General features: G+C 41.8%; 23 protein-coding genes. 22 read left to right on the plus strand and 1 reads right to left on the minus strand.

Features of this window, described 5'->3' with window-relative positions:
* Nucleotides 1-466: 466 nt before the first annotated feature.
* The 16 genes from accB to ACFRAK_RS12075 all read left to right on the plus strand — a co-directional run bounded on the left by accB (nucleotide 467) and on the right by ACFRAK_RS12075 (nucleotide 16,841).
* The gene (accB, locus tag ACFRAK_RS12000; RefSeq protein WP_260284668.1) at nucleotides 467-964 is read left to right on the plus strand and encodes an acetyl-CoA carboxylase biotin carboxyl carrier protein; all 498 of its coding nucleotides are present in this window, start codon (nucleotides 467-469) and stop codon (nucleotides 962-964) included.
* A gap of 14 nt (nucleotides 965-978) precedes the next feature.
* Nucleotides 979-2,331: an acetyl-CoA carboxylase biotin carboxylase subunit gene (gene accC / locus ACFRAK_RS12005; protein WP_260284667.1), complete on the plus strand. Its 1,353-nt coding sequence runs from the start codon at nucleotides 979-981 to the stop codon at nucleotides 2,329-2,331.
* A gap of 37 nt (nucleotides 2,332-2,368) precedes the next feature.
* The gene (locus ACFRAK_RS12010) at nucleotides 2,369-2,773 is read left to right on the plus strand and encodes an Asp23/Gls24 family envelope stress response protein (RefSeq protein WP_222620245.1); all 405 of its coding nucleotides are present in this window, start codon (nucleotides 2,369-2,371) and stop codon (nucleotides 2,771-2,773) included.
* A 449-nt stretch (nucleotides 2,774-3,222) separates the two neighbouring features.
* Entirely contained in the window at nucleotides 3,223-3,615 is a 393-nt protein-coding gene (nusB, locus tag ACFRAK_RS12015) for a transcription antitermination factor NusB (protein WP_387597877.1), read from the plus strand.
* Between the two features lie 69 nt (nucleotides 3,616-3,684).
* Complete coding sequence (folD, locus tag ACFRAK_RS12020; protein WP_387705954.1) at nucleotides 3,685-4,560, plus strand: bifunctional methylenetetrahydrofolate dehydrogenase/methenyltetrahydrofolate cyclohydrolase FolD; 876 nt, start codon at nucleotides 3,685-3,687, stop codon at nucleotides 4,558-4,560.
* Nucleotides 4,561-4,706: 146 nt separating this feature from the next.
* Nucleotides 4,707-6,059, plus strand: coding sequence for an exodeoxyribonuclease VII large subunit (gene xseA, locus ACFRAK_RS12025; protein WP_260284664.1), 1,353 nt, complete (start codon nucleotides 4,707-4,709; stop codon nucleotides 6,057-6,059).
* On the plus strand, nucleotides 6,056-6,289 hold the full coding sequence (locus tag ACFRAK_RS12030; protein ID WP_034308286.1) for an exodeoxyribonuclease VII small subunit: 234 nt from the start codon (nucleotides 6,056-6,058) through the stop codon (nucleotides 6,287-6,289). Before xseA ends, ACFRAK_RS12030 begins: the two co-directional genes overlap by 4 nt.
* Before the next feature lies 1 nt (nucleotide 6,290).
* The gene (locus tag ACFRAK_RS12035) at nucleotides 6,291-7,184 is read left to right on the plus strand and encodes a polyprenyl synthetase family protein (RefSeq protein ID WP_387597871.1); all 894 of its coding nucleotides are present in this window, start codon (nucleotides 6,291-6,293) and stop codon (nucleotides 7,182-7,184) included.
* Between the two features lie 247 nt (nucleotides 7,185-7,431).
* Nucleotides 7,432-9,324 (plus strand): 1-deoxy-D-xylulose-5-phosphate synthase, encoded by a 1,893-nt coding sequence (gene dxs / locus ACFRAK_RS12040; RefSeq protein WP_387597868.1) that lies wholly within the window; start codon nucleotides 7,432-7,434, stop codon nucleotides 9,322-9,324.
* Nucleotides 9,325-9,328: 4 nt separating this feature from the next.
* Nucleotides 9,329-10,156: a TlyA family RNA methyltransferase gene (locus ACFRAK_RS12045; protein ID WP_387597865.1), complete on the plus strand. Its 828-nt coding sequence runs from the start codon at nucleotides 9,329-9,331 to the stop codon at nucleotides 10,154-10,156.
* Between the two features lie 327 nt (nucleotides 10,157-10,483).
* Nucleotides 10,484-10,933, plus strand: a complete 450-nt coding sequence (gene ahrC, locus ACFRAK_RS12050; protein ID WP_034308279.1) for a transcriptional regulator AhrC/ArgR — start codon at nucleotides 10,484-10,486, stop codon at nucleotides 10,931-10,933.
* 22 nt (nucleotides 10,934-10,955) lie between these two features.
* The gene (gene recN / locus ACFRAK_RS12055) at nucleotides 10,956-12,671 is read left to right on the plus strand and encodes a DNA repair protein RecN (protein ID WP_387597862.1); all 1,716 of its coding nucleotides are present in this window, start codon (nucleotides 10,956-10,958) and stop codon (nucleotides 12,669-12,671) included.
* 161 nt (nucleotides 12,672-12,832) lie between these two features.
* Nucleotides 12,833-14,125, plus strand: a complete 1,293-nt coding sequence (gene spoIVB, locus ACFRAK_RS12060; protein WP_260284659.1) for a SpoIVB peptidase — start codon at nucleotides 12,833-12,835, stop codon at nucleotides 14,123-14,125.
* 330 nt (nucleotides 14,126-14,455) lie between these two features.
* Nucleotides 14,456-15,247: a sporulation transcription factor Spo0A gene (spo0A, locus tag ACFRAK_RS12065; protein ID WP_192205450.1), complete on the plus strand. Its 792-nt coding sequence runs from the start codon at nucleotides 14,456-14,458 to the stop codon at nucleotides 15,245-15,247.
* A 506-nt stretch (nucleotides 15,248-15,753) separates the two neighbouring features.
* Nucleotides 15,754-16,023 carry a hypothetical protein gene (locus tag ACFRAK_RS12070; protein ID WP_394571776.1) on the plus strand — a complete coding sequence of 90 codons (270 nt, stop codon included), beginning with the start codon at nucleotides 15,754-15,756 and terminating at the stop codon, nucleotides 16,021-16,023.
* Between the two features lie 83 nt (nucleotides 16,024-16,106).
* Entirely contained in the window at nucleotides 16,107-16,841 is a 735-nt protein-coding gene (locus ACFRAK_RS12075) for a glycerophosphodiester phosphodiesterase (protein ID WP_394571777.1), read from the plus strand.
* Between the two features lie 43 nt (nucleotides 16,842-16,884).
* Here the strand turns inward: ACFRAK_RS12075 and ACFRAK_RS12080 are convergent, their stop codons facing one another.
* Nucleotides 16,885-17,121 carry a DUF2627 domain-containing protein gene (locus tag ACFRAK_RS12080; protein ID WP_192205447.1) on the minus strand — a complete coding sequence of 79 codons (237 nt, stop codon included), beginning with the start codon at nucleotides 17,119-17,121 and terminating at the stop codon, nucleotides 16,885-16,887.
* A 205-nt stretch (nucleotides 17,122-17,326) separates the two neighbouring features.
* On the opposite strand from ACFRAK_RS12080, the gene ACFRAK_RS12085 reads away from it, so the two are divergent.
* The 6 genes from ACFRAK_RS12085 (at nucleotide 17,327) to ACFRAK_RS12110 (ending at nucleotide 25,731) form a co-directional block, all read left to right on the plus strand.
* Nucleotides 17,327-19,384: a sigma 54-interacting transcriptional regulator gene (locus ACFRAK_RS12085; protein WP_394571778.1), complete on the plus strand. Its 2,058-nt coding sequence runs from the start codon at nucleotides 17,327-17,329 to the stop codon at nucleotides 19,382-19,384.
* A gap of 366 nt (nucleotides 19,385-19,750) precedes the next feature.
* Nucleotides 19,751-20,848, plus strand: coding sequence for a branched-chain amino acid dehydrogenase (bcd, locus tag ACFRAK_RS12090; RefSeq protein ID WP_394571779.1), 1,098 nt, complete (start codon nucleotides 19,751-19,753; stop codon nucleotides 20,846-20,848).
* 132 nt (nucleotides 20,849-20,980) lie between these two features.
* Nucleotides 20,981-22,402, plus strand: a complete 1,422-nt coding sequence (gene lpdA / locus ACFRAK_RS12095; protein ID WP_394571780.1) for a dihydrolipoyl dehydrogenase — start codon at nucleotides 20,981-20,983, stop codon at nucleotides 22,400-22,402.
* Nucleotides 22,403-22,426: 24 nt separating this feature from the next.
* Entirely contained in the window at nucleotides 22,427-23,422 is a 996-nt protein-coding gene (locus ACFRAK_RS12100) for a thiamine pyrophosphate-dependent dehydrogenase E1 component subunit alpha (protein WP_048679300.1), read from the plus strand.
* Nucleotides 23,423-23,434: 12 nt separating this feature from the next.
* Nucleotides 23,435-24,418, plus strand: coding sequence for an alpha-ketoacid dehydrogenase subunit beta (locus tag ACFRAK_RS12105; protein ID WP_101222514.1), 984 nt, complete (start codon nucleotides 23,435-23,437; stop codon nucleotides 24,416-24,418).
* 26 nt (nucleotides 24,419-24,444) lie between these two features.
* Entirely contained in the window at nucleotides 24,445-25,731 is a 1,287-nt protein-coding gene (locus ACFRAK_RS12110; protein WP_387597846.1) for a dihydrolipoamide acetyltransferase family protein, read from the plus strand.
* The last annotated feature ends 350 nt before the right edge of the window (nucleotides 25,732-26,081 follow it).

Genomic DNA, 26,081 nt, shown 5'->3' on the forward strand with positions numbered 1-26,081 from the left:
GCATAAGGAACTCAAATAAAAATGGTGAAAATGACCATCCGTAATATTCTAGAAAAGTAATAAAAATGGATATTGTTGCTGATTTTTTAGGAATTAAAGGGAAAATTCAAGAGAAGGCGTTAAGGTGCCCCAGTTGAAAAATATTCACAATATTATAATAAAGGTGTAAGATAGAAGTATGGATAATAAGTTACAACTAATCTATCATTGAATTTGTATAAGCTAATATTGTATGATGTTAGAAGCTGGTCATAAACTTTTCAATTTTCTTAGGGAAACAATATTTTGAGAAAGTGAAATATCTGTTATAATACAGATGAGGTTTGTATTCAGTTTATTCGCATTCTCATAAAGAAAGCGGCTACTTTGTGCAGTATTGGACAAAGTAGGATAAGCTAAGGGTATGGTTACATAAAATATTATTGCCTCACAAATTCATACTAAATTAGACAAGGGGTGCCACAAAATGAAAGTGCAAGAAATTCGTGAAATTATTAAGCTAGTCGATCAATCAAATATCAATGAATTCGTTTTTGAAAATGAAGGAACGAAACTTAAATTGAAAAAAACTGAAGCGGGTACAGTATTACAATCAGTAGCTGCTCCAGATGTTGTTCAAGCCAATGCAGCTGTAGAGGTCAAGCCCGCAGCGGCCCCTGCTCCTGCAGTGACGAAAGCTGTTGAACCAGCAAAACCTGCCGCTGCAGTCAGCGAACAGGAAAATTTACATAAAATCACTTCTCCGATGGTAGGGACATTCTACCAATCTCCTGCACCGGATTCACCTGCATACGTAAAAACAGGTGATAAAGTAACGGGGGATTCCATCGTCTGCATCGTGGAAGCCATGAAACTTTTCAATGAAATCGAAGCTGAAGTAAGCGGTGAAATCGTTGAAGTCCTTGTAAAAGAAGGGCAGCTTGTAGAATATGGTCAACCGTTATTTTTAGTAAAGCCGGAATGAGGAGCTGTTTCTAAATGATTAAAAAGGTATTAATTGCCAATCGCGGGGAAATTGCTGTCCGAATCATCCGGGCATGCAAGGAATTAGGAATCGAGACTGTTGCAGTCTATTCAGAAGCAGATAAAGAAGCATTACATGTTCAAATTGCGGATGAAGCATATTGTATCGGTCCTAAATTATCAAAAGACAGTTATTTGAATACAACGAACATTATCAGCACAGCCAAGAAAACGGGATCTGATGCAATTCATCCAGGATATGGATTCCTAGCTGAAAATGCCGACTTTGCTGAGCTATGCCGTGAATGCAATATCATTTTCATCGGTCCTAGCCCCGAAGCTATCAATAAAATGGGAACAAAGGACGTAGCAAGGGAAACCATGCGCAAAGCTGGTGTACCGATCGTGCCAGGTTCTAAAGGAATAATTAAAGATACGGATGAGGGTGTAGCCCTAGCTAATGAAATGGGCTATCCAGTCATCATCAAAGCTACTGCCGGCGGAGGCGGTAAAGGTATCCGCGTTGCGAGGACGGAAGAAGATCTTATCAAGGGCATTAACATTACGCAACAGGAAGCCGCTACGGCATTTGGGAATCCTGGCGTGTATATTGAAAAGTTCATCGAGGACTTCCGTCACGTTGAAATACAGGTCATGGCAGATAATCATGGCAACGCCATCCATTTAGGTGAGCGTGATTGTACGGTCCAACGACGTTTGCAAAAACTTGTTGAAGAAACCCCGTCACCAGCGTTGGATGGTGAAACACGTGCGGAAATGGGGCAGGCGGCAGTGACGGCTGCACTTGCCGTTAATTATTCAGGTGCCGGAACAGTAGAATTTATTTATGACTATGTGAATAGAAAATACTACTTTATGGAAATGAATACACGTATCCAGGTTGAACACCCAGTTACGGAAATGGTAACGGGCGTGGATTTGATTAAAGAACAGATCAAAGTTGCTTCAGGTAATAAACTATCGCTTTCACAAGAAGATGTCACTTTTAACGGATGGTCTATCGAATGCCGGATAAATGCGGAAAATCCAGAAAAGAATTTCATGCCTTCCGCAGGTAAGATTCAAATGTATTTACCGCCAGGCGGCTACGGAGTTCGTGTGGATTCCGCGGCATACCCTGGGTACTCGATACCGCCGTATTACGATTCCATGATCGCTAAATTGATCGTCCATGCATCGACTAGAGAAGAGGCGATCGAGAAGATGAAACGCGCCTTAGGTGAGTTTGTCATTGAAGGGATCAGTACCACAATTCCTTTCCATATTAAGTTACTTCAACATGAACAATTTGTTTCCGGGGAATTTAATACCAAATTCCTTGAAATATATGATGTAATGAACTCATAATGTAAAGGAAGACAGGAGGTGCTTTTGAATGAGTGAAATGGAAGGCCAATTACTGGAAATGAATGATTATAATAGTGGGCTGGGCAAAGTGGAGATTGCGCCTGAGGTAATAGAGGTGATTGCGGGTATCGCTGCATCTGAAGTTGAAGGTGTTGCACATATGCGCGGGAATTTCGCTACGGGTGTTGTTGAAAAGCTTGGTAAAAAGAACCACGGTAAAGGTGTTAAAGTGGACTTAACGGGAGAATCCATCAAAGTCGAACTTTATTGTGTCATGAAGTTTGGTGTTTCAATTCCGAAAGTTGCTCAGGAAGTGCAAGATAACATTCGTGAAGCTTTGTTGAATATGACCGCCATCGACGCTGGCGAAGTGAACATTCATGTAGTGGGCATTGCGTTTGAAAACGCTAAGCAAGAAGCGGATTACGAACAAGAAGTGTAAGTGTTCATTCGATTCACACCTGCAAAAACCCGGCAAAAAGCCGGGTTTTTGTTTTTTTGAATGTATACTCCGTGATACCCCTAATTTGGAGCCTGCTTATAATATTAAATTTAAATGAACATAATAAAGCGGTGTCTGGAAGTTTCCCTTTAATTCAAGGGTGATTTCTGTTAGAGTGTAAAAGGTGAAATATGAGCATGAAAGCTAGGCATGAGCTTTTTGACACTTTCAAAAAGTATGGGACTGTGTTGGCCGTTTAATTGGAAAGTAATCTTGAGATGTTATCTTGATTCAAGATATTGAACCCTTTTGGCCTTGAATTTAGTGGGATTTAGCTTGATTTTTTTAAAAAAATAGCGAAAATCTTAATATTTTTGAAAAAATGTTATTTAATGTTCGTTTGTTCTAGCATTTTCATATATAATAGTAGATGTTAAAGGAGTAAGATTATGAAAAGAAGAGAAGCCCGTGAAAAATCCCTTCAAGCACTATATCAGATAGATATTGCCAACTCGAATGCAGAAGAAGCAATGGAAAGCGTATTGGATGGTGCTCCAACTGATGAATATTTCAGGAAATTAGTAATGGGGATATCGGAAAATCGAGAACAAATTGATGGAATGATCAGGGACAATTTAGAGAATTGGACGTTGGAAAGACTGGCGAACATTGATCGGAATTTACTGCGGATCGCGGTTTATGAAATGGTTCACAGTGAAGATGTTCCTGTAAGTGTTGCAATGAATGAAGCTATTGAAATTGCTAAGAAATTCGGTGATGATCAATCGAGCAGCTTTGTAAATGCCGTTTTATCCAAGGTAAAGGTGAAAAGCGGCAGCTAAAGTTGCAGCCTTGAACAAGGATTCTCGCAGCAATTTCTTTAGCAAAATTAACTTGGGAGGAATAAACACATGTCAGCTCAAATCATTAATGGTAAAGAAATTGCAGAGTCAGTTAGGCAGGACATCAGTAAGGAAGTTCAACAATTACGTGAAAAAAATATCGTTCCGGGTTTGGCTGTAATCCTGGTGGGTGACAATCAAGCATCACAAACTTATGTGCGCAATAAGCAAAAGGCCTGTGAGGATTTGGGCATGCATTCTGTATTGATTAAAAAGCCTGAGGAGCTATCGCAGGAGGAATTAATTCAGAGCATTGCTGAATTAAACCAGGATGACAGCATTCATGGTATATTGGTGCAGCTGCCATTGCCTGGACATATTCAGGAAAAAGCGATCATTGAAGCGATTTCGCCTGAAAAGGATGTTGATGGATTCCACCCGATTAATATTGGGCGGATGATGACGGGGCAAGATGCCTTTTTACCTTGTACTCCATACGGCGTCATGGTGATGCTTGAGTATATCGACTATGACCTTGAAGGTAAGCATGTTGTCATCGTAGGGAGAAGTAATATCGTCGGAAAACCAGCTGGACAATTATTTTTAAATGCAAATGCAACCGTTACATACTGTCATTCACGGACAAAGGATCTTGCCTATTATACAAAGCAAGCCGATGTCGTTGTGGCAGCAGTCGGAAAGAGGGACACGATTACGAGTGACCATATTAAAGAAGGCGCAGTCGTCATTGACGTCGGAATGAACAGGAATGATGAAGGGAAGCTTTGCGGTGATGTGGCGTTTGATGAAGTGAAAAATAAGGCTTCATACATTACACCTGTTCCTAAAGGCGTTGGTCCAATGACGATTACCATGCTTATGAAGAATACGGTCAAATCTGCTCAAAAAGCACATGAACAGTACGAGCAAGCAATAAAAAGCTGAAAAAACGTTAAATTATTTTAAAGAAGCGGACCTCTTGTTTTATAATAACGGGAGACCGCTTTTTTCCATTCATGGATTGATCAAGTTTCAAGTGTAATCTATAGCGGTTTTCTTTATATCCGATTTCCATCGGAAGGAGACATGATATGAGCAACCAACAATATTTGAGTGTGTCGGCTTTAACGAAGTACATCAAAAGGAAGTTCGATGCCGACCCCCATTTGCAAAATGTATACATAAAAGGTGAAATTTCGAATTTCAAACAACATACAAGCGGACATATGTATTTTACTTTAAAGGATGAGAAAGCCCGACTCCTCTCCGTTATGTTTGCCGCCAATAATAAAGGGATGAAATTCCTGCCCGAAAATGGCATGAAGGTACTTGTTAAGGGTGATATATCATTATATGAAGCAGGGGGACAGTATCAGCTTTATGTGAAAAGCATGGCCCCTGATGGTGTGGGGGATTTGTATCTTGCCTATGAACAGCTGAAGAAAAAGCTGGAGGCGGCAGGTTTGTTTTTGGCCGAACACAAGAAGCCGATCCCGCAGTACCCTAAGTCTGTAGGTGTCATAACATCGCCGACCGGAGCGGCATTAAGGGATATCCTGATAACCATCAAGCGGAGATATCCAATTGCCAGGATCATCGTTTATCCAGCCCTTGTACAAGGGAATAATGCAGCTAAATCGATTGCCAAGGCAATTTCCATGGCTAACGCAAGGGCGGAAAGCGATGTTCTCATTGTCGGAAGGGGCGGCGGATCGATCGAGGAACTATGGGCGTTTAATGAGGAGATTGTGGCTGAATCGATTTATGATTCCGATATACCGGTAATTTCTGCTGTCGGTCACGAAACCGACTTTACAATTGCTGATTTTGTCGCCGATATGCGTGCACCTACACCGACTGGTGCAGCAGAGTTAGCGGTTCCTCACTTGAATGAAATACTCGAACGCCTGATGAACCGCAAGAACCGATTGACCCGCTCCATTCAAGAAGCGGTGAATTTTGAACGAACCCGGTTGACCAGGATGGAGAGGTCTTATGCCTTCCGTTATCCACATAAAATGTATGAACAGAAGCTGGAACAGCTCGACAAGACGATGGACAGGCTAGGAAGGACCAGCACCCGGTATTTCATGAAAAAGAGAGATGAGCTGAATCAGCTGAACGATATTCTGAAAAAACAGCATCCTGAACAAGCGGTGCAAAATGCGAAAGATGAATTACAGCAGCATGCAAAGGTTTTACGTAGGGCCATGGAAGCCATCTATCGGCAAAAATCACAGCAGTTCGTCCATATAACTGCCACTTTATCTGCCCTAAGTCCACTAAAAATCATGGAACGGGGTTATGGATTGGTTTTTGCTGAGGATGAGACATTGGTGAAAAGTACACAGCAAGTATCCAAAGGGGATAAGATAGCGGTTTCGATAAAAGATGGAACACTTGAATGTGAAATTAAAGAAATAAAGGAGCGGATTGAACCATGACAAAAAAACAGGAAGCTACATTTGAAGAAGCGATGGAGAATCTCGAAAAAATTGTAGAGCAATTGGAAGAAGGCGATGTACCGTTGGAAGAAGCCATCTCCATATATAAACAAGGAATGGATTTATCAAGGCTTTGCCATTCAAAGCTTAAGGCTGTTGAAGATCAGTTGACTCAAATTTTACGCGAAGATGGGGAACTTGAAAACTTCGCTGTACAGGAGGAAGAATGACATGGGTACAGAGTCCTTTGAAATGTTTTCTAAAGAATATAAGGCGATTATAGAACGGGAAATCGTGGAATATGTCAATAAACTTAAAGCTCCGGCAGTGGTCAAAGAAGCCATGGTCTATTCACTGGAGGCAGGAGGTAAACGGATTCGCCCGTTATTGGTCTTTGCCGTTCTGGAGGCCTTTGGAAAAAACTTGAGGATGGGGATTCCTGCAGCGGCTGCCATTGAAATGATTCATACATATTCTTTGATTCATGATGATCTTCCGGCGATGGATGATGATGATCTCCGCCGCGGAAAACCGACGAACCATAAAGTGTTCGGTGAAGCGGTAGCAATACTGGCAGGTGATGCGCTTCTTACATATAGCTTTCAATTGGTGACGGATATGATCGATCCCGAGGTGACGGCTGAAATGAAGCTGAACCTGGTAAGTGAAATTGCGAATTCTGCCGGAGCCGAAGGAATGGTTGGAGGTCAAGTTGCGGATATGGAAGGTGAAAATAAACAGTTGACCCTTCAGGAATTGGAGTATATACATGAACATAAAACAGGGAAGTTATTGACTGCAAGCATCCTTTCCGGTGCTATATTAGCCGGGGCGAATGAAGAACAGCAACTGCATTTACGTGACTTTGCATACCACCTGGGGCTTGCTTTTCAAATTCGCGATGATATCCTGGATATTGAAGGGACGGTCGAGTTGATCGGCAAGCCGGTTGGCAGTGATGTGGGGAATCATAAAAGTACATATCCATCTTTACTTACGCTTCAAGGGGCAAAGGAAAAGTTGGAACATCATATAGAACTTGCCCATGCCGCTTTAGGAAAAACAACCTTACAAACAGGTTTGTTGAACGATCTAACTGATTTAATAGCGAACCGTAATCATTGATTGTGGCTAAATTTGTTATCAATTGAGGTTTTATGGTATACTCATTGTGCAAAAATATGTGAAAATCAAAATGAATTTTTTTATTGAGATACGTGATAAAATAGGTATGATAAGCCGCCGAAATCACCTGGGTGTTGGCGGCTATTTTTTAACTTAAAACCAATTTTTCGGTCTAGTCATCCATTCCTCTTTAATGAGGCTTTGTTTATGCTTACAACCGAAAATTACAGAAAGTGAGTGGTCCTGTTTGGATCTTCTATCTATAAAAGACCCTTCTTTTTTGAAGAAGATGAATAATGAAGAACTTGTTGAGTTAAGTGTGGAAGTACGTAAATTTCTTGTGGAAAAATTATCGGTGACGGGTGGGCATATTGGGCCCAATTTAGGTGTCGTCGAGTTGACTATAGCCTTGCATAAAGAATTCGACAGTCCGAATGATAAAATTTTATGGGATGTCGGACATCAATCCTATGTCCATAAAATCCTGACTGGCAGAGCAGGAGAGTTCGACACCTTAAAGAAATATAAAGGTCTTTGCGGTTTTCCGAAAATGATTGAAAGCCCCCATGATGTTTGGGAAACAGGTCACAGTTCGACTTCCCTTTCAGCTGCAATGGGAATGGCGGCTGCCCGTGATATCAAAGGTGAAAGCAGTTTTATTCTGCCTGTAATCGGGGACGGTGCACTAACAGGCGGAATGGCGCTTGAAGCGTTGAACCATATCGGTGATGAAAAAAAGGACATGATCGTTATCCTGAATGATAATGAAATGTCCATAGCCCCTAACGTAGGTGCTTTACACACGATATTGGGAAGATTGCGGACAGCAGGTAAATATAACTGGGCAAAAGATGAATTGGAGCTGCTTTTGAAAAAAATACCTGCAGTCGGTGGTAAACTTGCAGCTACAGCTGAACGCTTGAAGGATAGCATGAAGTACTTATTGGTCTCAGGAATCTTTTTCGAAGAGCTTGGTTTCACATACCTTGGACCGGTAGATGGTCATAATTATGAAGAATTGCTGGAGAATTTAAGATATGCCAAGAAAACGAAGGGACCTGTACTGTTGCATGTCATCACCAAAAAGGGCAAAGGATATTCACCTGCCGAATTGGATACAACAGGGAACTGGCATGGGACAGGTCCATATAAGATCGAGACTGGCGATTTCGTGAAATCCCCTAGTAAAGGTCCTGCTTGGAGCGCTCTTGTAAGTGATACTGTCAGCAGGCTGGCTCGTGACGATGAGCGGATTGTCGCGATTACACCTGCAATGCCCGTAGGATCGAAGTTGGTGGGCTTTTCTCAAGAGTTCCCAGAGCGTTTCTATGATGTAGGGATTGCCGAGCAGCATGCTGCAACTTTTGCTGCAGGATTGGCAACGCAAAAAATGAAACCTTTCCTGGCTATTTATTCAACCTTCCTGCAAAGAGCTTATGACCAGGTCGTTCATGATATCTGCCGTCAAAATTTGAACGTATTCATAGGGATCGATCGTGCCGGATTGGTCGGTTCCGATGGTGAAACGCATCAAGGCGTTTTCGATATTGCTTTCTTACGCCATGTTCCGAATATGGTGTTGATGATGCCTAAAGATGAAAACGAAGGCCAGCATATGGTCAATACAGCCTTAAACTATAATGATGGTCCGATTGCTATGCGTTTCCCTCGTGGGAATGGTTGGGGAGTTGTGATGGATACCGAATTAAAGCAGATTCCAATCGGTTCGTGGGAAGTTCTTAAAGAAGGAACGGATGCTGCGATCTTAACGTTCGGAACAACGATTCCCATGGCTCTTGAAGCGGCAGAACTGCTGGAGAAAGACGATTATTCAGTTAAGGTGATCAATGCCCGGTTCATTAAGCCTTTGGATGAGAACATGTTAAGCAGTCTCCTGGGTGAAAAAATGCCAATCTTGACAATAGAAGAAGCTGTACTTCAAGGTGGTTTTGGTAGTTCTGTACTTGAATATGCCCATGATCAAGGATTTTATGGGGCAATTATAGATCGAATGGGAATACCTGATTATTTCATTGAACATGGAAGTGTCGATGAACTTCTTGAAGAAATCGGTTTAACGACTGAGACAGCCATCAAAAAGATTAAAATGATAACACCCAAAAAAGAAAAAAGGGCCTGACAATATGAAAGTGATGAAAGAAAGAGTAGATGTATTACTTGTAGAACAAGGCCTGGCCGATACACGTGAAAAAGCGAAGCGTATGGTTATGGCAGGTCTTGTCTACGCGAATGAAGAAAGGTACGAAAAACCGGGGGAAAAAGTACCGGTCGATCTCGAATTTACGATCAAAGGAAAAGTCATGCCTTATGTTTCAAGAGGCGGTCTAAAACTTGAGAAGGCATTAAGGGAATTCGATTTACAAGTGAATGGAAAAATACTGCTTGATATAGGTTCATCAACTGGTGGGTTCACGGATTGTGCTTTGCAAAATGGCGCCATAATGTCTTATGCGCTTGATGTCGGCTATAATCAGCTTGCCTGGAAGCTTAGACAGGATGAGCGGGTAAAAGTAATGGAACGGACCAATTTCCGTTATGTTACACCCGCCGATCTCGATGGGGAGATGCCAAACTTTGCAAGCATTGATGTTTCTTTCATCTCGCTTACGTTAATTTTACCGGTGCTAAAGACCTTGCTCGTCCCGAATAGTGATGTCGTTGCCTTGGTTAAACCGCAATTCGAAGCTGGGAAGGATCAAGTGGGGAAAAAGGGGATTGTTCGTGATCCCAAAATCCATAAACAAGTGTTGGATAAGATCATTTCTTTTTCTATAAAGGAAGGCTATGATATTAAGGATGCTTCCTTCTCGCCGATTACCGGCGGTGATGGGAATATTGAATTCTTACTTCATTTACACTGGCAAGGCTCAAAGGAAGTTGGAACGATATTGCTTTCGAAAACGGTTGATGACATCGTTGGAGAGGCCCATGCCCAATTTAAAAAAGAATAGCTAGAACTTTGTATGGGCTCCTTTGGCTGAATGGTTGGCTAAAGGAGCTTTTTAACTATACATTGTGCGTCATGTACTTGAATCATTTATCGATGGATACATAAAATAGGTAAGTACAAATAATAGACTTATATTCATTTTTAGAGAAAAAAGTTGTACAATTGCATAAAAATCCGATAACATTAATATTAGCCACTTTCAAAAGCGGCCTATTTGCACGTACTGATGATTGAAGCAATCCCATATTGGGACAGACTGCTTAAGTAAGAAATGAAAGTGAACCATTACCATTAAATGAGCAACAGTTGAGAAGAGGTGCTTCTACTTATGAATAAAGGACAACGACATATAAAAATAAGGGACATTATAACGAATAATGATATCGAAACCCAGGATGAGTTAGTTGAAGAATTGAAATTAGCTGGATACAATGTAACTCAAGCCACTGTTTCTAGGGATATTAAAGAGCTTCACCTTGTAAAAGTGCCTTTAACGGATGGAAGATATAAATACAGTCTGCCGGCCGACCAACGTTTCAATCCACTTCAAAAATTAAAGAGAATCCTTGTCGATGCATTTGTGCGCATTGACTCAGCCAATAATTTGCTGGTTATGAAGATGCTTCCAGGTAATGCCCAGGCAATCTGTGCATTGATTGATAATTTAAATTGGCAAGAAATACTCGGAACGATCGGCGGCGACGATACTTGTTTAATTATCTGCCGTTCTGAGGAAGATGCAAAGATCATTTCCGGCAAATTCTTGGACATGCTCTAATAATGTTGTGAGGTGACCTAGTTTGTTAACAGAATTATCGATTAGGAATTTTGCGATCATAGACAGCCTGTCCGTTTCATTTGAGAAAGGCTTGACGGTCTTGACAGGAGAAACAGGGGCAGGGAAGTCAATCATAATAGATGCCGTTCATCTTTTGGTGGGGGGACGTGGTTCTGCAGAGTTCATTCGGCATGGTGAGTCGAAGGCTGAAATAGAAGGATTATTCCAAATTGAAGATGAAAAACACCCCGTCTTTGCCAAAGCGGAAGAGTTTGGCATCGATATGAATGATGGGATGGCGATACTTCGAAGGGATATCTCACTGAGCGGCAAAAGCGTTTGCAGGGTAAACGGAAAGCTTGTAACGATTGCCATCTTACGTGAGATAGGACGGACGTTGATAGATATCCATGGCCAGCATGAACATCAGGAATTAATGGACGAACGACTCCATCTTCCACTGCTCGATCAATTCGGCGGTGAAAAGATCGCATCTGCACTCACTGAATACCAAAAGCTATATAAACGTTATGAAACCGCTTCTAAACAATTGAATGGTTTGAGCCAAAATGAACAGCAAATGGTCCACCGCCTTGATTTGATCCAATTTCAATTCGACGAAATCCAAAAAGCTGATTTGAAATTACGCGAAGATGAGGAATTGATGGAAGAGCGGAAGAAAATTAATAATTTTGAAAAAATCCATGAAGCGCTGCAAACCAGTTATAATGCTTTAAATGGTGAGCAGCATGCAATTGATTGGCTTTCCGTAGCCATGAATAATTTGGAGGAAGCGGCAGGGCTTGATGAAGGTTTAAAGAACAGCTCTGAAACCGTTTCAAATAGCTACTTCCTGCTTGAAGAGGCCGTGTCTAACATCCGTGACCAATTAGACTCTTTGGATTATGATACAGAACGGGTCGAGTTCATTGAAAGTCGCCTTAATGAAATAAATCAATTAAAGCGTAAATACGGGCGGACAATCGAGGAAATCCTGGAATATGGGGCCGCTATTGAAGAAGAAGTCGAAAAACTTCAAAATAGGGAAACCCATATAGCGAAGCTTGAAAAGGAAATGAAATCCATCAAGGCAGATTTAATTGTCGAAGCAAAGAACCTGTCTGAACTTCGCCAGAAATTCGCTCAGCAGCTAACAAAAAAGATTCATCAGGAATTAAAAGATTTATACATGGAAAAGACAATTTTCGAACCACATTTCCTTCAAACGGCCTATACTTTCGATGAATTGTCAGATAGGGGCATCAATCAGTCAGGGCTGGATTCAATGGAATTTTATATTTCCACCAATCCAGGTGAACCATTAAAACCTCTATCTAAAATCGCATCTGGTGGTGAACTGTCGAGGATCATGCTTGCATTGAAAAGCATATTCTCCAAGCACCAAGGCATAACGTCCATTATCTTTGATGAAGTGGACACAGGTGTGAGCGGACGGGTTGCGCAATCCATTGCAGAAAAGATCTATAAAGTGGCAACTGGATCACAAGTACTGTGCATATCCCATTTGCCACAGGTGGCAGCTATGGCGGATACTCACCTTTTCATAGCGAAAAATGTAAGGGCCGGACGCACGAATACCTCGGTAAAGCCGTTAATTGAAACTGAAAAAATAAAAGAAATTGGCAGGATGATTTCAGGAGTAGAGATAACGGATTTGACTAAACAACATGCCAATGAATTAATCCAGCTTGCCAAAAGGCTGAAGATAACATCATAAAGGGCCGGTAAGTAGATTAATTAAACTAATCATAAGCATTCATTGTAAAGCTATCCAAAAACGGATAGCTTTTATTTTTTGCACCTGTTATAAATGACTGTCATGAGGGCTAAATTAAAGGTGTAGCCATTAAGTTTCAGAGAGCGAGGAGAGTGAATGGATTGAAATTTATATGGATAAACAGAATCATCGGTGGAATTCTCCTTGTTTCGCTATTAACATTAGGGTTATACCAGCCATCTCGTGAATATTTTTTAATTCCAAATCATCTTGTACTATTTGAAGGAAGTCAATATAGTATTTCCAAGTCATTGCCTGTTTCTGCAAAAACTTCGAGATCCAGTGATGGAATTTCGCTTCATGATGAACAAGCCTCGATTACACTTGGTGCTGAGAAACCGGGTACGAATGAAGTGTTACTGGATGTAGCAGGCTTGCCTGCCAAAAAGGTCGACATCAGGGTGTTAAAAGATTTTAAGGTCATGCCTGGTGGCCAATCCATTGGAGTAAAGCTTAATACTCTTGGGGTGCTCGTAGTAGGTCATCATCTTATTGATACTGCGCAGGGGAAAAAATCACCGGGAGAAAAAGCGAAAATTGAAATCGGTGATATTATTACAGAAATCAATGGTCAGACGATAAAGAAGATGGGGGATGTAACCCCTTTTGTTCAGCAGGCAGGTGAAAAGGGTGAGGCGTTGAATCTTGTCATTAACCGTGATAATGAAGTGCTCCACAGTACCCTATTACCTCTAAAAGATAAGAATGAAGGAACTTACAAATTGGGTTTGTATATCCGTGATTCGGCAGCTGGTATCGGAACGATGACGTTTTATCACCCGGATTCAAAAAAATATGGGGCGTTGGGACATGTCATATCCGATATGGACACAAAAAAGCCGATTGTTGTTAAGGACGGACAGATTGTTCAATCGACGGTCACATCCATCGAAAAAGGAAGCAATGGTGATCCCGGAGAAAAATTGGCACGCTTTTCTTCTAATAAAGAAAAAATAGGAAATATCAATCGCAATAGCCCCTTTGGAATTTTTGGGAAATTAAATCAAGATTATAAAAATGGAATTAACGACAAGCCACTCCCCATCACCCTTTCCCATGAGGTAAAGGAAGGACCAGCAAAAATCCTTACAGTGGTGGACGGTTCTAAAGTGGAGGAATTCGATGTCGAAATCGTCAGTTCCATACCACAGAAGTTTCCTGCAATTAAAGGTATGGTCATAAAAGTGACGGATAAAGAATTGCTGCAAAAAACAGGTGGGATCGTTCAAGGTATGAGCGGCAGTCCTATCATACAAAATGGGAAATTAATCGGTGCAGTCACACATGTATTCGTTAATGATCCTACAAGTGGGTATGGAGTCCATATCGAATGGATGTTAAACGAAGCCGGTATAAATATATACGACAAAAATAATTTTGAAAAGGCAAGCTAAGAATCCGGGTATCCTTTTGGATGCCCCTTTTTAATGGAAAGTTATGGTTAGCAGAGGTTTTGGGTAGGAATTAAATTTGATTTCTTTAAAAAATAGAGGTTTTTTTGAAACGATGTGATAAAATGATAACGATATGAAGATTTTTCGACAATCGCTTTATTCGAATAGCAAACGAAGTCGAAAACAAGAGATATCCGGAGAATAATATTGAATTCCTTATATTTTTTCAAAAATAAAAGGAATTTAGTTTCCATTGTCGAAAAGTTCAATTACAATAGAATTTAGTCATATAGAAAAAAAGACCAATTGTAGTTGAGGAGGAAATCAAGCGTGAAAAAAATTAAGGTGTGCGTTGTAGATGATAATAGAGAACTTGTTGGCCTTCTGGATGAATACATTTCTGCACAGGAAGACATGGAAGTAATTGGGGTGGCACATAACGGTCAAGATTGCCTGGGGATGCTTGAAAGCGTTGATCCGGATATATTGATCCTCGATATTATCATGCCTCATTTGGATGGGTTAGGTGTACTTGAAAAACTTCGTGAAGTAAAACGGGGTGCTATGCCTAATGTGATTATGCTTACTGCATTTGGTCAAGAAGATGTAACGAAAAAAGCTGTTGATTTGGGTGCGTCTTACTTCATCCTGAAACCATTCGATATGGAAAATCTGGCCAATCACATACGTCAGGTAAGCGGTAAAGGGCAGGCGGTTTTAAAAAATCATAGTCAATTTAGCTATCGTCCCCAAAATGAATCCAAGCCGAAGAACCTCGATGCCAGCATCACAAGCATCATTCACGAGATTGGAGTGCCTGCACATATTAAGGGCTATTTGTATTTAAGGGAAGCGATATCGATGGTATATAATGATATTGAACTATTGGGTTCTATCACCAAAGTTTTATATCCGGATATCGCAAAAAAATACAATACTACGGCCAGCCGTGTCGAACGTGCTATCCGGCATGCGATTGAAGTGGCCTGGAGCCGTGGAAATATAGAATCCATATCATCTCTTTTCGGATATACCGTAAGCATGACTAAGGCAAAACCTACAAATTCCGAATTCATTGCCATGGTTGCCGATAAGCTGCGCCTCGAACATAAAGCTTCTTGACAGGGGTAGGGAAAAACCGGTTGTAAGGATTCAGGGTAACAATTGAACATATAAAGGCTAGAGCCGCTAAATATAAATAGGAACTCTCCGTTCTGGAGGCAAAGGACAGGAAGAAGTTGCTTCTTGATTTTTTCTAATCGGCAACTTCAAAATTTTTACGCCGGTTTAAAAAATTAAACGCCTTTTATTTATTGGATTTTAAAGGAAATCCCATAAATAAAAGGCGTTTTTGTTTGGTCGAAAAAGCGGTACAGATCATTTTAGACGAAGTAGGTAGCAGTGGTTAAAAGATCGGACAGAAAACCAGCGGGAGTTTCCTGAAAGCCGAAAATATCTTCACGGTTGAAAAGAAGGGGAAATTAATCGGGAATCGAATGGAACGGAAAACGTTAATAAAAGTGAAGGGATTTAACCGTGATCTTTTAAAGAAGAATTGAATGAGATTTTGCTTTTATATAAATCAAAAATAATGGAACTTGAATCAATGAAGGAAAAGCAGGATGTATATGAAATTTCTCCGGGAAGATTGGGTGAGCAAAGTTTTCAATACGAACAAACAAAAAATCAATTCGAGAGGGAGATGCCTCAAATATCAATTGGACGAAAAACGGAAGTCAATCATGGACATGCCTGAATCAAAAGGTGAAGGGGAAATTACGATTGGTCAAATGCCCTTCCCGGATATCCGCTTGCAAATCAAAAGCTTGGAAAAGAAATTGGGTGTTCTGACGAAAGGAACATTCTATGCAGAAAATAATCACCTGCATTTTGATTGAAGGATTGATCTAGATGAAAATAATTTGCTGTTTCTGTTCATAAATTGGGATATAACAATTATTGAGAGAGGCGGCGTTTCATCATGACCTTAATCTTTGCGCATCGAGGCTCTGCAGGTACACATCCGGAAAATACGATGGCGGCGTTCAAAGAAGCTGCCCGTGTCGGGGCGGACGGAATTGAAACGGATGTCCAGCTCTCCAAAGATGGGGAAGTGGTCATCATTCACGATGAAAAGCTCGATCGTACAACGAATGCCTCGGGGTATGTAAAAGAGCGGACCTTGCTGGAGTTAAAAAAACTTAATGCTTCTGCAACCCATAAGGGTAAATTGGGAAAAGAAAAGATTCCGACGCTTGAAGAACTATTTATTTGGCTTTATGATAATCAGCTTTTTTGCAATATTGAATTGAAAAATACTCTTTTTCTGTATCCAGGCTTAGAAGAGAAAGTCATCCGGCTCATCCGTACTTACGAAATGGAGGAAAGGGTAATCCTTTCTTCATTCAATCATTGCAGTTTGGTCAATTGCCACCAATTGGCACCTGAATTGGAAACTGCACCGCTTTATAGGGATGGTCTATACATGCCGTGGATATATGCCAAGGCAATAGGCGGTAGTGCGATCCACCCAAATATCAGGGTTGCCCCTGATGCACTAATTCAAGCATCGATGAGTATGGGTGTTCTTGTACGGCCATATACCATTAATAAAGAAGCAGAGATGAAGCGGTTATTCAAACTGGGGTGCAGCGGCATCATTACGGATTTTCCCGAGGAAGCCGTACGAATCAGAGAAGGATTGAAATCAAGATAAAAAAAGAAGGTGCCATATGAGATATGGCACCTTCTATTTACGTTTAAAATTTAGTGAACCTGCTTTGGACCTTATTTTGTTTTCGGTCTCGATGAAGGATGAAGCCGGCGATAAAGGCTATTCCGCCAATCGTTATGAGCAGTCCTATTAAAAATTGCAGCCAAAGGAATGGATAGGGAGGCTGTAAAATACCGAATACCATGTCCCTCATTATTTTTATGCCATAGGCAGCAAAGGCACCAGGTATAAAAAGAATCAAAAAAGCGATTAAACGTTTCATGCGGTCAAATCCCTTCCGAAAATTCCGTCTTAAAAAAATGATAAAGGATATAAATTATTTGTCAAGTTCCGGGAATCAAGATAATGACTGGGAGATGGTGGCTGTTTTTAAAGGGAGCCAATATGGTAAAATGGTTGGGAGTATGAAAAAAATTGCAGGGAACGATCTATTAAAAGGGGTAATTATATCTTAAGGGGGATGGCTCATGCAAAAGGTCATGATAGTAGGGGGAGGAGTGGGAGGGACAACCGTGTTGAAACTCCTCTCGGAAAGTGAAGTATTCTCCATTGTTTGTATGGCTGATACGAATGAATCTGCTGAAGGGATGCTTGCAGCAAATGAACGAAGGATTCCTACAGTGACTGATTGGAGAGTGGGATTGGAGCGGGATTTGGACATCATTTTTGATACGACCGGAGACCCATCTGTCTATAAAAAGATAAAAAGGGACATGGGCGAACAAACGATTCTCATTCCTGGAAGTGTTGCCCTCATTATGACTAAGCTGTTTGAAGAGAAAAATCGATTAATAAGTAAATTGGAGAATGCCTCGGCAAAAATGGACTTGATTCTTAATACGACCAGTGAAGGAATGGTGGTGATTGATCATGAAGGATTCATCATCATGTTCAATGATAGTGCGGAACGTGCATCTGACACAAAGCGTGAAGATGTGATTGGCAGACATATTAAAGATTTCATCCCTTCTACTGGCTTGCTGTCAGTTATGCAAACGAACCAAAAAGAAGTAAATCAGGAAATCACCCTTAGCAATGGGATGGAACTCATAACGACAAGGATCCCTCTTGTGAATGCCGATAAAGAAATCATAGGGGCTTTTTCCATGTTTAGGAATAAAACAGAAGCTGTACAATTGGCAGAGCAGATCACTGATTTAAAAGAGATACAGACGATGCTCCAGGCGATCATTCAATCCAGTGATGAAGCCATATCTGTTGTGGATGAACAAGGCAGGGGGCTTTTGATCAATCCGGCATATACAAGAATCACCGGCTTAACAAAGACCCAAGTTATCGGTAAGCCGGCTTCCATCGATATTTACGAAGGTGAAAGTATGCATATGAAAGTGCTTCAGACAAAAAAGCCTGTTCGGGGTGTCAATATGCGTGTCGGCCCAAAACATAAGGAAGTGATCGTAAATGTTGCTCCAATCATTGTGGATGGGTGCCTGAAAGGGAGCGTTGGCGTCATTCATGATGTATCGGAAATTCAAGCTTTGACCCACGAACTGAATCGGGCAAGACAGATTATCCGGACATTGCAGGCTAAATATTCCTTTGATGATATAATTGGGGCTTCCGAAGAGATGAAGCTTCCCATTGAACAGGCGAAATTATCGGCAAGAACACCTGCTACTGTCTTATTAAGAGGGGAATCAGGGACCGGCAAAGAGTTATTTGCACATGCCATACATAATGCGAGCGATAGGAAATTCAATAAATTCGTACGGGTAAATTGTGCAGCCATCTCGGAATCATTACTTGAAAGTGAACTGTTCGGTTATGATGAAGGAGCCTTTACTGGGGCCAGCAGGGGGGGGAAGGTCGGTTTTTTTGAAGAGGCAAATCAAGGGAGTATCTTTTTGGACGAAATTGGTGAATTGCCAGCCAACATCCAAGCTAAATTACTTCGGGTATTACAAGAAAAGGAAATCATCAGAGTGGGGGGGACGAAGCCAATCCCCATCAATGTCCGGGTAATAGCCGCTACGAATATCAATCTTGAACAGGCCATCGCAAACGGATCATTCAGGGAAGACTTGTATTTCAGGCTGAACCGCATGCCTATTTTCATTGCACCATTAAGAAAGAGAAAAGAAGATTTGAGAGAATTGGCGGAGCATTTGATTAATAAAATCAATCAGGAGTATGGACGGAGCATAGAGGGAATTACAGCAGCAGCTATACATAAAATGCAAATTTACAACTGGCCGGGTAATGTCAGGGAACTGGAAAACATCTTGGGACGGGCAATCATTTTCATGAAATTGAACGAGACGGTCATTGATATACAACATATTCCGGATTTTATCGAAGAGATTCCAGTAAAACAGGAGAAATTATTATTGAAGCATTCTGGCTACGTATCGGGGAAACCGCTCTCGGAGATAATAGACCAGTATGAAGCCGAAATCATTCAGCAGGCGTTCCATACCCACAAGGGAAATAAAACACTTACGGCAAAAGCGCTGGGGATTTCAGTTAGAAATCTATATTACAAAATTGAAAAACTAAAACTGTGAAAATTTTTGCACGCAAATAATTGCGTACTATGAAAAAAACTGCGTGGAATTTTCTGATTTATTTTAATTTAAGCGAGACTCCACTTCTAACATGAAATTTTTTTGAATTTGTTATAGGCTATAGTTGCCCAACATATTAACCAGCATCTCCTTTATTTGGATAAAAAGGCTCGCATTATGTATTTAATTGGCATGTTATTTGCATATTTAAAAGTGAATGGTTCTTTCACGGGAACCATTCCCCAGTGGGAAAATATCATGCTAGTAGCGGATTTTATTTTAAATGAACGTAGTAACAAGTAAGAATGAGGAGTAATTCAGTGTTCTCATCTGATATGTATTAAAACATCTAGGGAGGATTCCTTTATGGAAATTTTTAAATATCTTGAAAAGTATGATTACGAGCAATTGTTATTCTGTCAGGATAAACAATCGGGTTTAAAAGCGATTATTGCCATTCATGATACGACGTTAGGGCCTGCGCTTGGAGGCACAAGGATGTGGACGTATGCATCTGAAGAAGATGCCATTGAAGATGCCTTAAGGCTTTCAAGAGGAATGACATATAAGAACGCAGCTGCCGGCTTGAATTTAGGCGGGGGAAAAACTGTCATCATCGGCGATCCCCGTAAGGATAAAAATGAAGAAATGTTCCGTGCCTTCGGAAGGTATATACAAGGGCTGAATGGGCGTTATATAACAGCGGAAGATGTAGGTACAACGGTTGAGGATATGGACCTCATTCATGAGGAGACGGATTTTGTCACTGGGATTTCCCCTGCATTCGGTTCTTCGGGGAATCCTTCCCCTGTAACAGCCTATGGGGTATATCGCGGTATGAAAGCTGCTGCGAAAGAGGCATTCGGAACTGATTCTTTAGAAGGCAGGGTGATTGCGGTCCAAGGCGTCGGGAATGTTTCTTATAACTTATGCCGTCACCTTCATGAGGAGGGCGCCCAGCTGATCGTTACGGATATCAATAAAGAAAGCGTGGCCCGTGCGGTTGAATCCTTTGGGGCGACTGCAGTTGATCCTGACGAAATTTATGGAGTCGACTGTGATATCTATGCACCATGTGCATTAGGGGCTGTCATAAATGATCATACAATCAATCAAATCAAGGCGAAGGTCATTGCTGGTGCGGCCAATAATCAATTAAAGGAACCTGTTCATGGCGATCAAATTCATGAAAAAGGTATTATATATGCACCTGATTATGTAATTAATGCAGGTGGAGTCATAAACGTGGCCGATGAGCTTTTAGGATATAATCGGGAAAGAGCCCTTAAGAAAGTGGAAACGGTTTATGATACAATTGAAAGAGTCATCGAGATAGCAAATCGCGATCAAATCCCAACATATAAAGCAGCGGATAGGATGGCAGAGGAGCGAATTGCTCGCATGAGGAATTCAAGGAGCCAATTCTTGCAAAATGAAAAACATATCTTGAATGGAAGAAAATGATTGTAGTTTCACAAGATATAGATTCCTGTGTTTTTTTAATTAAACACAGGAATTTTCAACATGGATAACGTAATAAACATATGCCAAGTAAAAATGGTGACAAATAGTATGTATTTGTGAGGAGGAGTGGTTTTGGCTGAAGATTTTGACCTCGTTATCCTCGGAGGAGGAACTGGCGGGTATGTGGCGGCAATAAGGGCTGCTCAATTAGGATTGAAAACGGCTGTCGTGGAGAAAGGCAAGCTCGGCGGAACGTGTCTACATAAAGGCTGTATCCCTTCGAAAGCACTTTTAAGGAGTGCGGAAGTTTATCAGACTGCAGTGAAAAGTGAGGAATTCGGTATAGTTACCGGGGATGTAAAGGTAGACTTCCTTAAGGTGCAGGAAAGAAAGAATAAAGTGGTCGATCAACTCTATAAAGGTGTTCAGCACTTGATGAAACAAGGAAAGATAACGGTTTATGAAGGGTTAGGGCGTATACTTGGTCCTTCTATATTTTCACCGATGCCTGGGACAATTTCCGTGGAAATGAATAATGGCAGTGAAAATGAAATGCTCATTCCTCAGAATGTCATCATTGCTACCGGTTCGCGTCCGAAGACACTCCCCGGTTTAGCTATTGATGGGGAATTGGTGCTTACATCGGATGAAGCTCTAAAGCTTCAGAGCCTGCCAAAATCAATGATTATTGTAGGCGGTGGAGTTATCGGCATTGAATGGGCTTCGATGCTCAATGATTTTGGTGTGGAAGTGACAGTGCTGGAATATGCAGATAGAATCATCCCGACTGAGGACCATGATATTTCCAGTGAAATGCTTCTTCTCTTAAAGAAAAAAGGCGTCAAATTCGTTATAGGTGCGAAGGTATTGCCTGATACCCTAAAAACGGATGATTCAGTTACCATTTCTGCAGAAGTCAAGGGTTCGGTGGAGGAGTTCACAGCTGAAAAAATGCTGGTTTCCGTAGGCAGATCAGCTAATGTTGAAGGGATCGGCCTTGAAAATACGGAAATTGTGAAAGAAAAAGGCTTTATTGAAACCAATGACTTCTTCCAAACGAAGGAATCACATATCTATGCAATCGGTGATTGTATTGGCGGTCTCCAGTTGGCTCACGTTGCCTCCCATGAAGGCATTACGGCCGTTGAACATATCGCAGGCCAAAAACCGGAACGGCTGGATTATTCGCTCATTTCAAAATGTGTGTATTCAAGCCCTGAAGCTGCAAGTGTCGGTTTGACGGAAGAACAGGCAAACAAAGAAGGCTATGACCTTAAAATTGGGAAGTTCCCATTCCGTGCAGTTGGTAAGGCCCTTGTATTCGGGGAAGCGGATGGCTTTGTCAAAATCATCGCCGATAAGAGAACGGATGATATACTGGGCGTTCATATGATCGGACCACATGTTACGGATATGATTTCAGAAGCCGGACTTGCAAAAGTGCTTGATGCGACACCTTGGGAAATAGGCAAGACAATTCATCCGCACCCAAGTCTTTCTGAAGCAATCGGAGAGGCGGCACTTGCTGTCGATGGACGTGCCATTCATTCATAAAGAATAAGGTCAGGAGGTTTTATGATGGTAGAAAAACGTCATGAACAATTAGGCTTAAATGAGGAAACGGTTTTAGATATGTATCGGACAATGCTTTTGTCCCGCAGAATTGATGAGCGCATGTGGCTTTTAAACCGATCCGGGAAAATTCCCTTCGTGATTTCCTGCCAGGGGCAAGAAGCTGCACAGGTTGGGGCTGCGTTTGCGCTGGATCGGCAAAAGGATTATGTACTGCCTTATTATCGGGATGTGGGTGTAGTTCTTACCTTCGGAATGACAGCAAAAGACTTGATGCTTTCAGGTTTCGCGAAAGAGGAAGATCCCAATTCCGGCGGGCGCCAAATGCCTGGTCATTTTGGTCAAAAGAAAAATAGGATCGTCACTGGTTCATCGCCTGTAACGACACAGGTCCCGCATGCTGTTGGAATTGCACTTGCAGGGAAGATGGAAGGTAAGGATTTGGTGACATTCGTAACGTTTGGGGAAGGTTCATCCAATCAGGGAGATTTTCATGAAGGGGCCAACTTTGCAGGTGTGCACAAGCTACCGGTCATTTTCATGTGTGAAAATAATAAATATGCGATTTCCGTTCCTATAGAGAAACAGCTATCGTGTGAAAATGTTTCCGACAGGGCGATTGGCTATGGGATGCCTGGAATAACGGTGGATGGCAATGATCCATTGGAAGTGTATGCAGCGGTGAAAGAAGCGGCTGACCGTGCACGAAGGGGAGAAGGACCTACACTTGTAGAAACCGTTTCATACAGGCTCACGCCTCATTCAAGTGATGATGATGACCGAAGCTACCGGACTGCGGACGAAGTGGCCGAAGCCAAAACGAAGGATTCGATAATGACATTTGGAGCGTATTTAAAAGAAGTGGGAATCATGGATGATGACCTTGAGAAACAAATGAATGATGAAGTCATGAAGATAGTAAATGAAGCAACCGATTATGCTGAAAATGCTCCATATCCGAAGGCTGAAAGTGCTATGAATCATGTGTATGCACAAAAGTAAGGGGGTAATAGAATGCCAGTGATTTCTTATATAGATGCCGTGACAATGGCAATGAGGGAAGAGATGGAACGCGATTCCCGTGTATTCGTATTGGGAGAGGATGTAGGAAAAAAAGGTGGGGTCTTTAAAGCCACTAATGGTTTGTACGACCAATTCGGTGAAGCAAGGGTCATCGATACCCCGCTCGCTGAATCTGCAATTGCAGGAGTGGGAATTGGAGCCGCCATGTATGGGCTGCGGCCGATAGCTGAGATGCAATTTGCTGATTTCATCATGCCTGCCATTAACCAAATAGTTTCAGAGGCAGCCAAAATTAGATACCGTTCTAATAATGACTGGAGCTGTCCTATGGTAATCCGTGCTCCGTATGGAGGAGGAATTCATGGAGCTCTTTACCATTCACAATCGGTTGAAGCGATTTTTGCCAATCAGCCGGGCTTGAAAATTGTGATGCCTTCCACTCCGTATGATGTAAAGGGGTTGCTTAAAGCTGCCATTCGCGATGAAGACCCAGTGCTTTTCTTTGAACATAAACGCGCATACCGCTTGATCAAGGGTGAGGTACCGACTGAAGATTATGTCCTTCCCATCGGTAAGGCGGATGTGAAAAGGGAAGGGGAAGACATTACTGTCATTTCCTATGGACTTTGTGTGCATTTTGCCCTTCAGGCAGCAGAAAAATTAGCTGCAGATGGAATTTCTGCACATGTTCTTGACTTGCGTACGGTCTACCCTTTGGATAAGGATGCTATCATAGAAGCAGCTTCTAAAACGGGGAAAGTATTACTGGTTACGGAAGATAATAAAGAAGGAAGCATCATGAGTGAGGTTGCAGCCATCATTGCCGAGCATTGCCTTTTTGATTTGGATGCCCCTGTAAAGCGGTTGGCCGGACCTGATGTACCTGCCATGCCATATGCGCCTACGATGGAAAAACAATTTATGGTCAATCCTGATAAAGTGGAAAAAGCAATGAGGGAATTGGCCGAGTATTAATGACTGTTAAGAAGGAGGAACGAATTATGGCTATGGAATTAATGAAGATGCCTCAACTAGGCGAAAGTGTCACAGAGGGGACCATCAGTAAATGGCTTGTGAAGCCCGGGGATCATGTCACTAAATACGACCCGCTAGCTGAAGTGATGACGGATAAAGTAAATGCTGAGGTTCCTTCTTCCTTCACCGGCATCATCAAGGAATTGAAAGCAGATGAGAATCAAACATTGGCAGTCGGCGAAGTCATTTGCTCGATTGAAGTTGAAGCGGCAAAGACGGATAACGGAAATGCTGGGCAAGTTTCTCATAGTGAGGAAATTGTTGATGCACCTGCTAAAAGAGATGTGCAGCAAGCGTCGGCCGAACCATCAAGGAAAGCTCGCTATTCGCCAGCTGTGTTAAAACTTTCCCAGGAGCATGGAATCGATCTTTCGAAAGTTAAAGGGACGGGAAATGAGGGACGGATCACCCGTAAAGATTTACTGAAACTTGTTGAATCAGGGAATCTTCCTAAGGCGGATGAGCCTTCCGCCATATCCGATTCGGCTCCTGTGGAGAACGCACCTCAAGTTAAACGTCAAACCAGTCCAGTACCTAACATGCCGACTGCGGCTGGGGACAAGGAAATACCTGTTACCGGCATCCGTAAGGCAATTGCATCCAATATGTTGAAAAGTAAACACGAAATTCCGCATGCTTGGACGATGGTGGAAGTTGATGCAAGCAATATGGTGAAGTTGCGTGATAATCTTAAATCCGAGTTTAAACAAAAAGAAGGCTATAATTTAACGTACTTTGCCTTTTTCGTCAAAGCGGTTGCTCAAGCTCTTACGGAATTTCCAGAGCTCAATTCGATGTGGGCAGGCGAAAATATCATACAAAAGAAAGAAATCAATATATCCATAGCCGTTGCAACCGAAGATGCCTTATTTGTACCGGTCATTAAAAATGCCGATGAAAAATCAATCAAAGGTATAGCAAGGGAGATACAGGAACTTGCATCCAAAGTGAAGGCGGGTAAGTTAAAAGCGGAGGATATGCAAGGTGGTACGTTCACTGTTAATAACACTGGCTCATTCGGTTCTGTCCAGTCCATGGGAATCATCAATTATCCACAGGCGGCCATTTTACAAGTTGAAACGATTGTAAAACGTCCAGTGGTCATAAATGATATGATTGCAGTACGAGATATGGTGAATCTCTGTTTATCACTTGATCATCGTGTTTTGGACGGACTGGTATGCGGACGATTCCTTGCAAGGGTTAAAGAAATCATCGAAAAGATTTCCAAAGATAACACTTCCATATACTAAAATGATGACCGGAAGGTTGTACCTTCATACTGTAGGCAAACTCGATGAAAATCGATTTTGCCTACAGTTTTTTTTGATTGGTACAATTTTCACGTTAATTGGAACTCCGCACTCGATTTCCCGGGCGGGTTGCCCTCGGCAATCTTGGCGCCTATGGGGTCTCTCCTTGGACGCGCTATTCCTGCTGGAGTCGTGCACACCCGTTCCAATCACCTTTTTTAAAAAAATTTGATGGAAACAATGACTATGGTGACGAGGGTGGTTCCTGACCATCTTTTAATCCAGCAGTTATTGATTCGCCAAAGTTTAGACCCTGTCATTTCTCTTTTCCGTAGAAAAACATCGACAAA

The sequence above is a fragment of the Peribacillus sp. NPDC056705 genome (assembly GCF_043656335.1).

What these genes read in the sequence shown, in the direction of transcription:
- ACFRAK_RS12070 (WP_394571776.1), top strand. Translation starts at nt 15,754, where the DNA reads ATGAAATTTCTCCGGGAAGATTGGGTGAGCAAAGTTTTCAATACGAAC.
- ahrC (WP_034308279.1), top strand. Translation starts at nt 10,484, where the DNA reads ATGAATAAAGGACAACGACATATAAAAATAAGGGACATTATAACGAAT.
- folD (WP_387705954.1), top strand. Translation starts at nt 3,685, where the DNA reads ATGTCAGCTCAAATCATTAATGGTAAAGAAATTGCAGAGTCAGTTAGG.
- nusB (WP_387597877.1), top strand. Translation starts at nt 3,223, where the DNA reads ATGAAAAGAAGAGAAGCCCGTGAAAAATCCCTTCAAGCACTATATCAG.
- ACFRAK_RS12010 (WP_222620245.1), top strand. Translation starts at nt 2,369, where the DNA reads ATGGAAGGCCAATTACTGGAAATGAATGATTATAATAGTGGGCTGGGC.
- ACFRAK_RS12085 (WP_394571778.1), top strand. Translation starts at nt 17,327, where the DNA reads ATGCAAAAGGTCATGATAGTAGGGGGAGGAGTGGGAGGGACAACCGTG.
- ACFRAK_RS12100 (WP_048679300.1), top strand. Translation starts at nt 22,427, where the DNA reads ATGGTAGAAAAACGTCATGAACAATTAGGCTTAAATGAGGAAACGGTT.
- bcd (WP_394571779.1), top strand. Translation starts at nt 19,751, where the DNA reads ATGGAAATTTTTAAATATCTTGAAAAGTATGATTACGAGCAATTGTTA.
- ACFRAK_RS12045 (WP_387597865.1), top strand. Translation starts at nt 9,329, where the DNA reads ATGAAAGTGATGAAAGAAAGAGTAGATGTATTACTTGTAGAACAAGGC.
- ACFRAK_RS12110 (WP_387597846.1), top strand. Translation starts at nt 24,445, where the DNA reads ATGGCTATGGAATTAATGAAGATGCCTCAACTAGGCGAAAGTGTCACA.
- ACFRAK_RS12105 (WP_101222514.1), top strand. Translation starts at nt 23,435, where the DNA reads ATGCCAGTGATTTCTTATATAGATGCCGTGACAATGGCAATGAGGGAA.
- ACFRAK_RS12075 (WP_394571777.1), top strand. Translation starts at nt 16,107, where the DNA reads ATGACCTTAATCTTTGCGCATCGAGGCTCTGCAGGTACACATCCGGAA.
- accC (WP_260284667.1), top strand. Translation starts at nt 979, where the DNA reads ATGATTAAAAAGGTATTAATTGCCAATCGCGGGGAAATTGCTGTCCGA.
- ACFRAK_RS12080 (WP_192205447.1), bottom strand. Translation starts at nt 17,121, where the DNA reads ATGAAACGTTTAATCGCTTTTTTGATTCTTTTTATACCTGGTGCCTTT.
- accB (WP_260284668.1), top strand. Translation starts at nt 467, where the DNA reads ATGAAAGTGCAAGAAATTCGTGAAATTATTAAGCTAGTCGATCAATCA.
- ACFRAK_RS12035 (WP_387597871.1), top strand. Translation starts at nt 6,291, where the DNA reads ATGGGTACAGAGTCCTTTGAAATGTTTTCTAAAGAATATAAGGCGATT.
- xseA (WP_260284664.1), top strand. Translation starts at nt 4,707, where the DNA reads ATGAGCAACCAACAATATTTGAGTGTGTCGGCTTTAACGAAGTACATC.
- ACFRAK_RS12030 (WP_034308286.1), top strand. Translation starts at nt 6,056, where the DNA reads ATGACAAAAAAACAGGAAGCTACATTTGAAGAAGCGATGGAGAATCTC.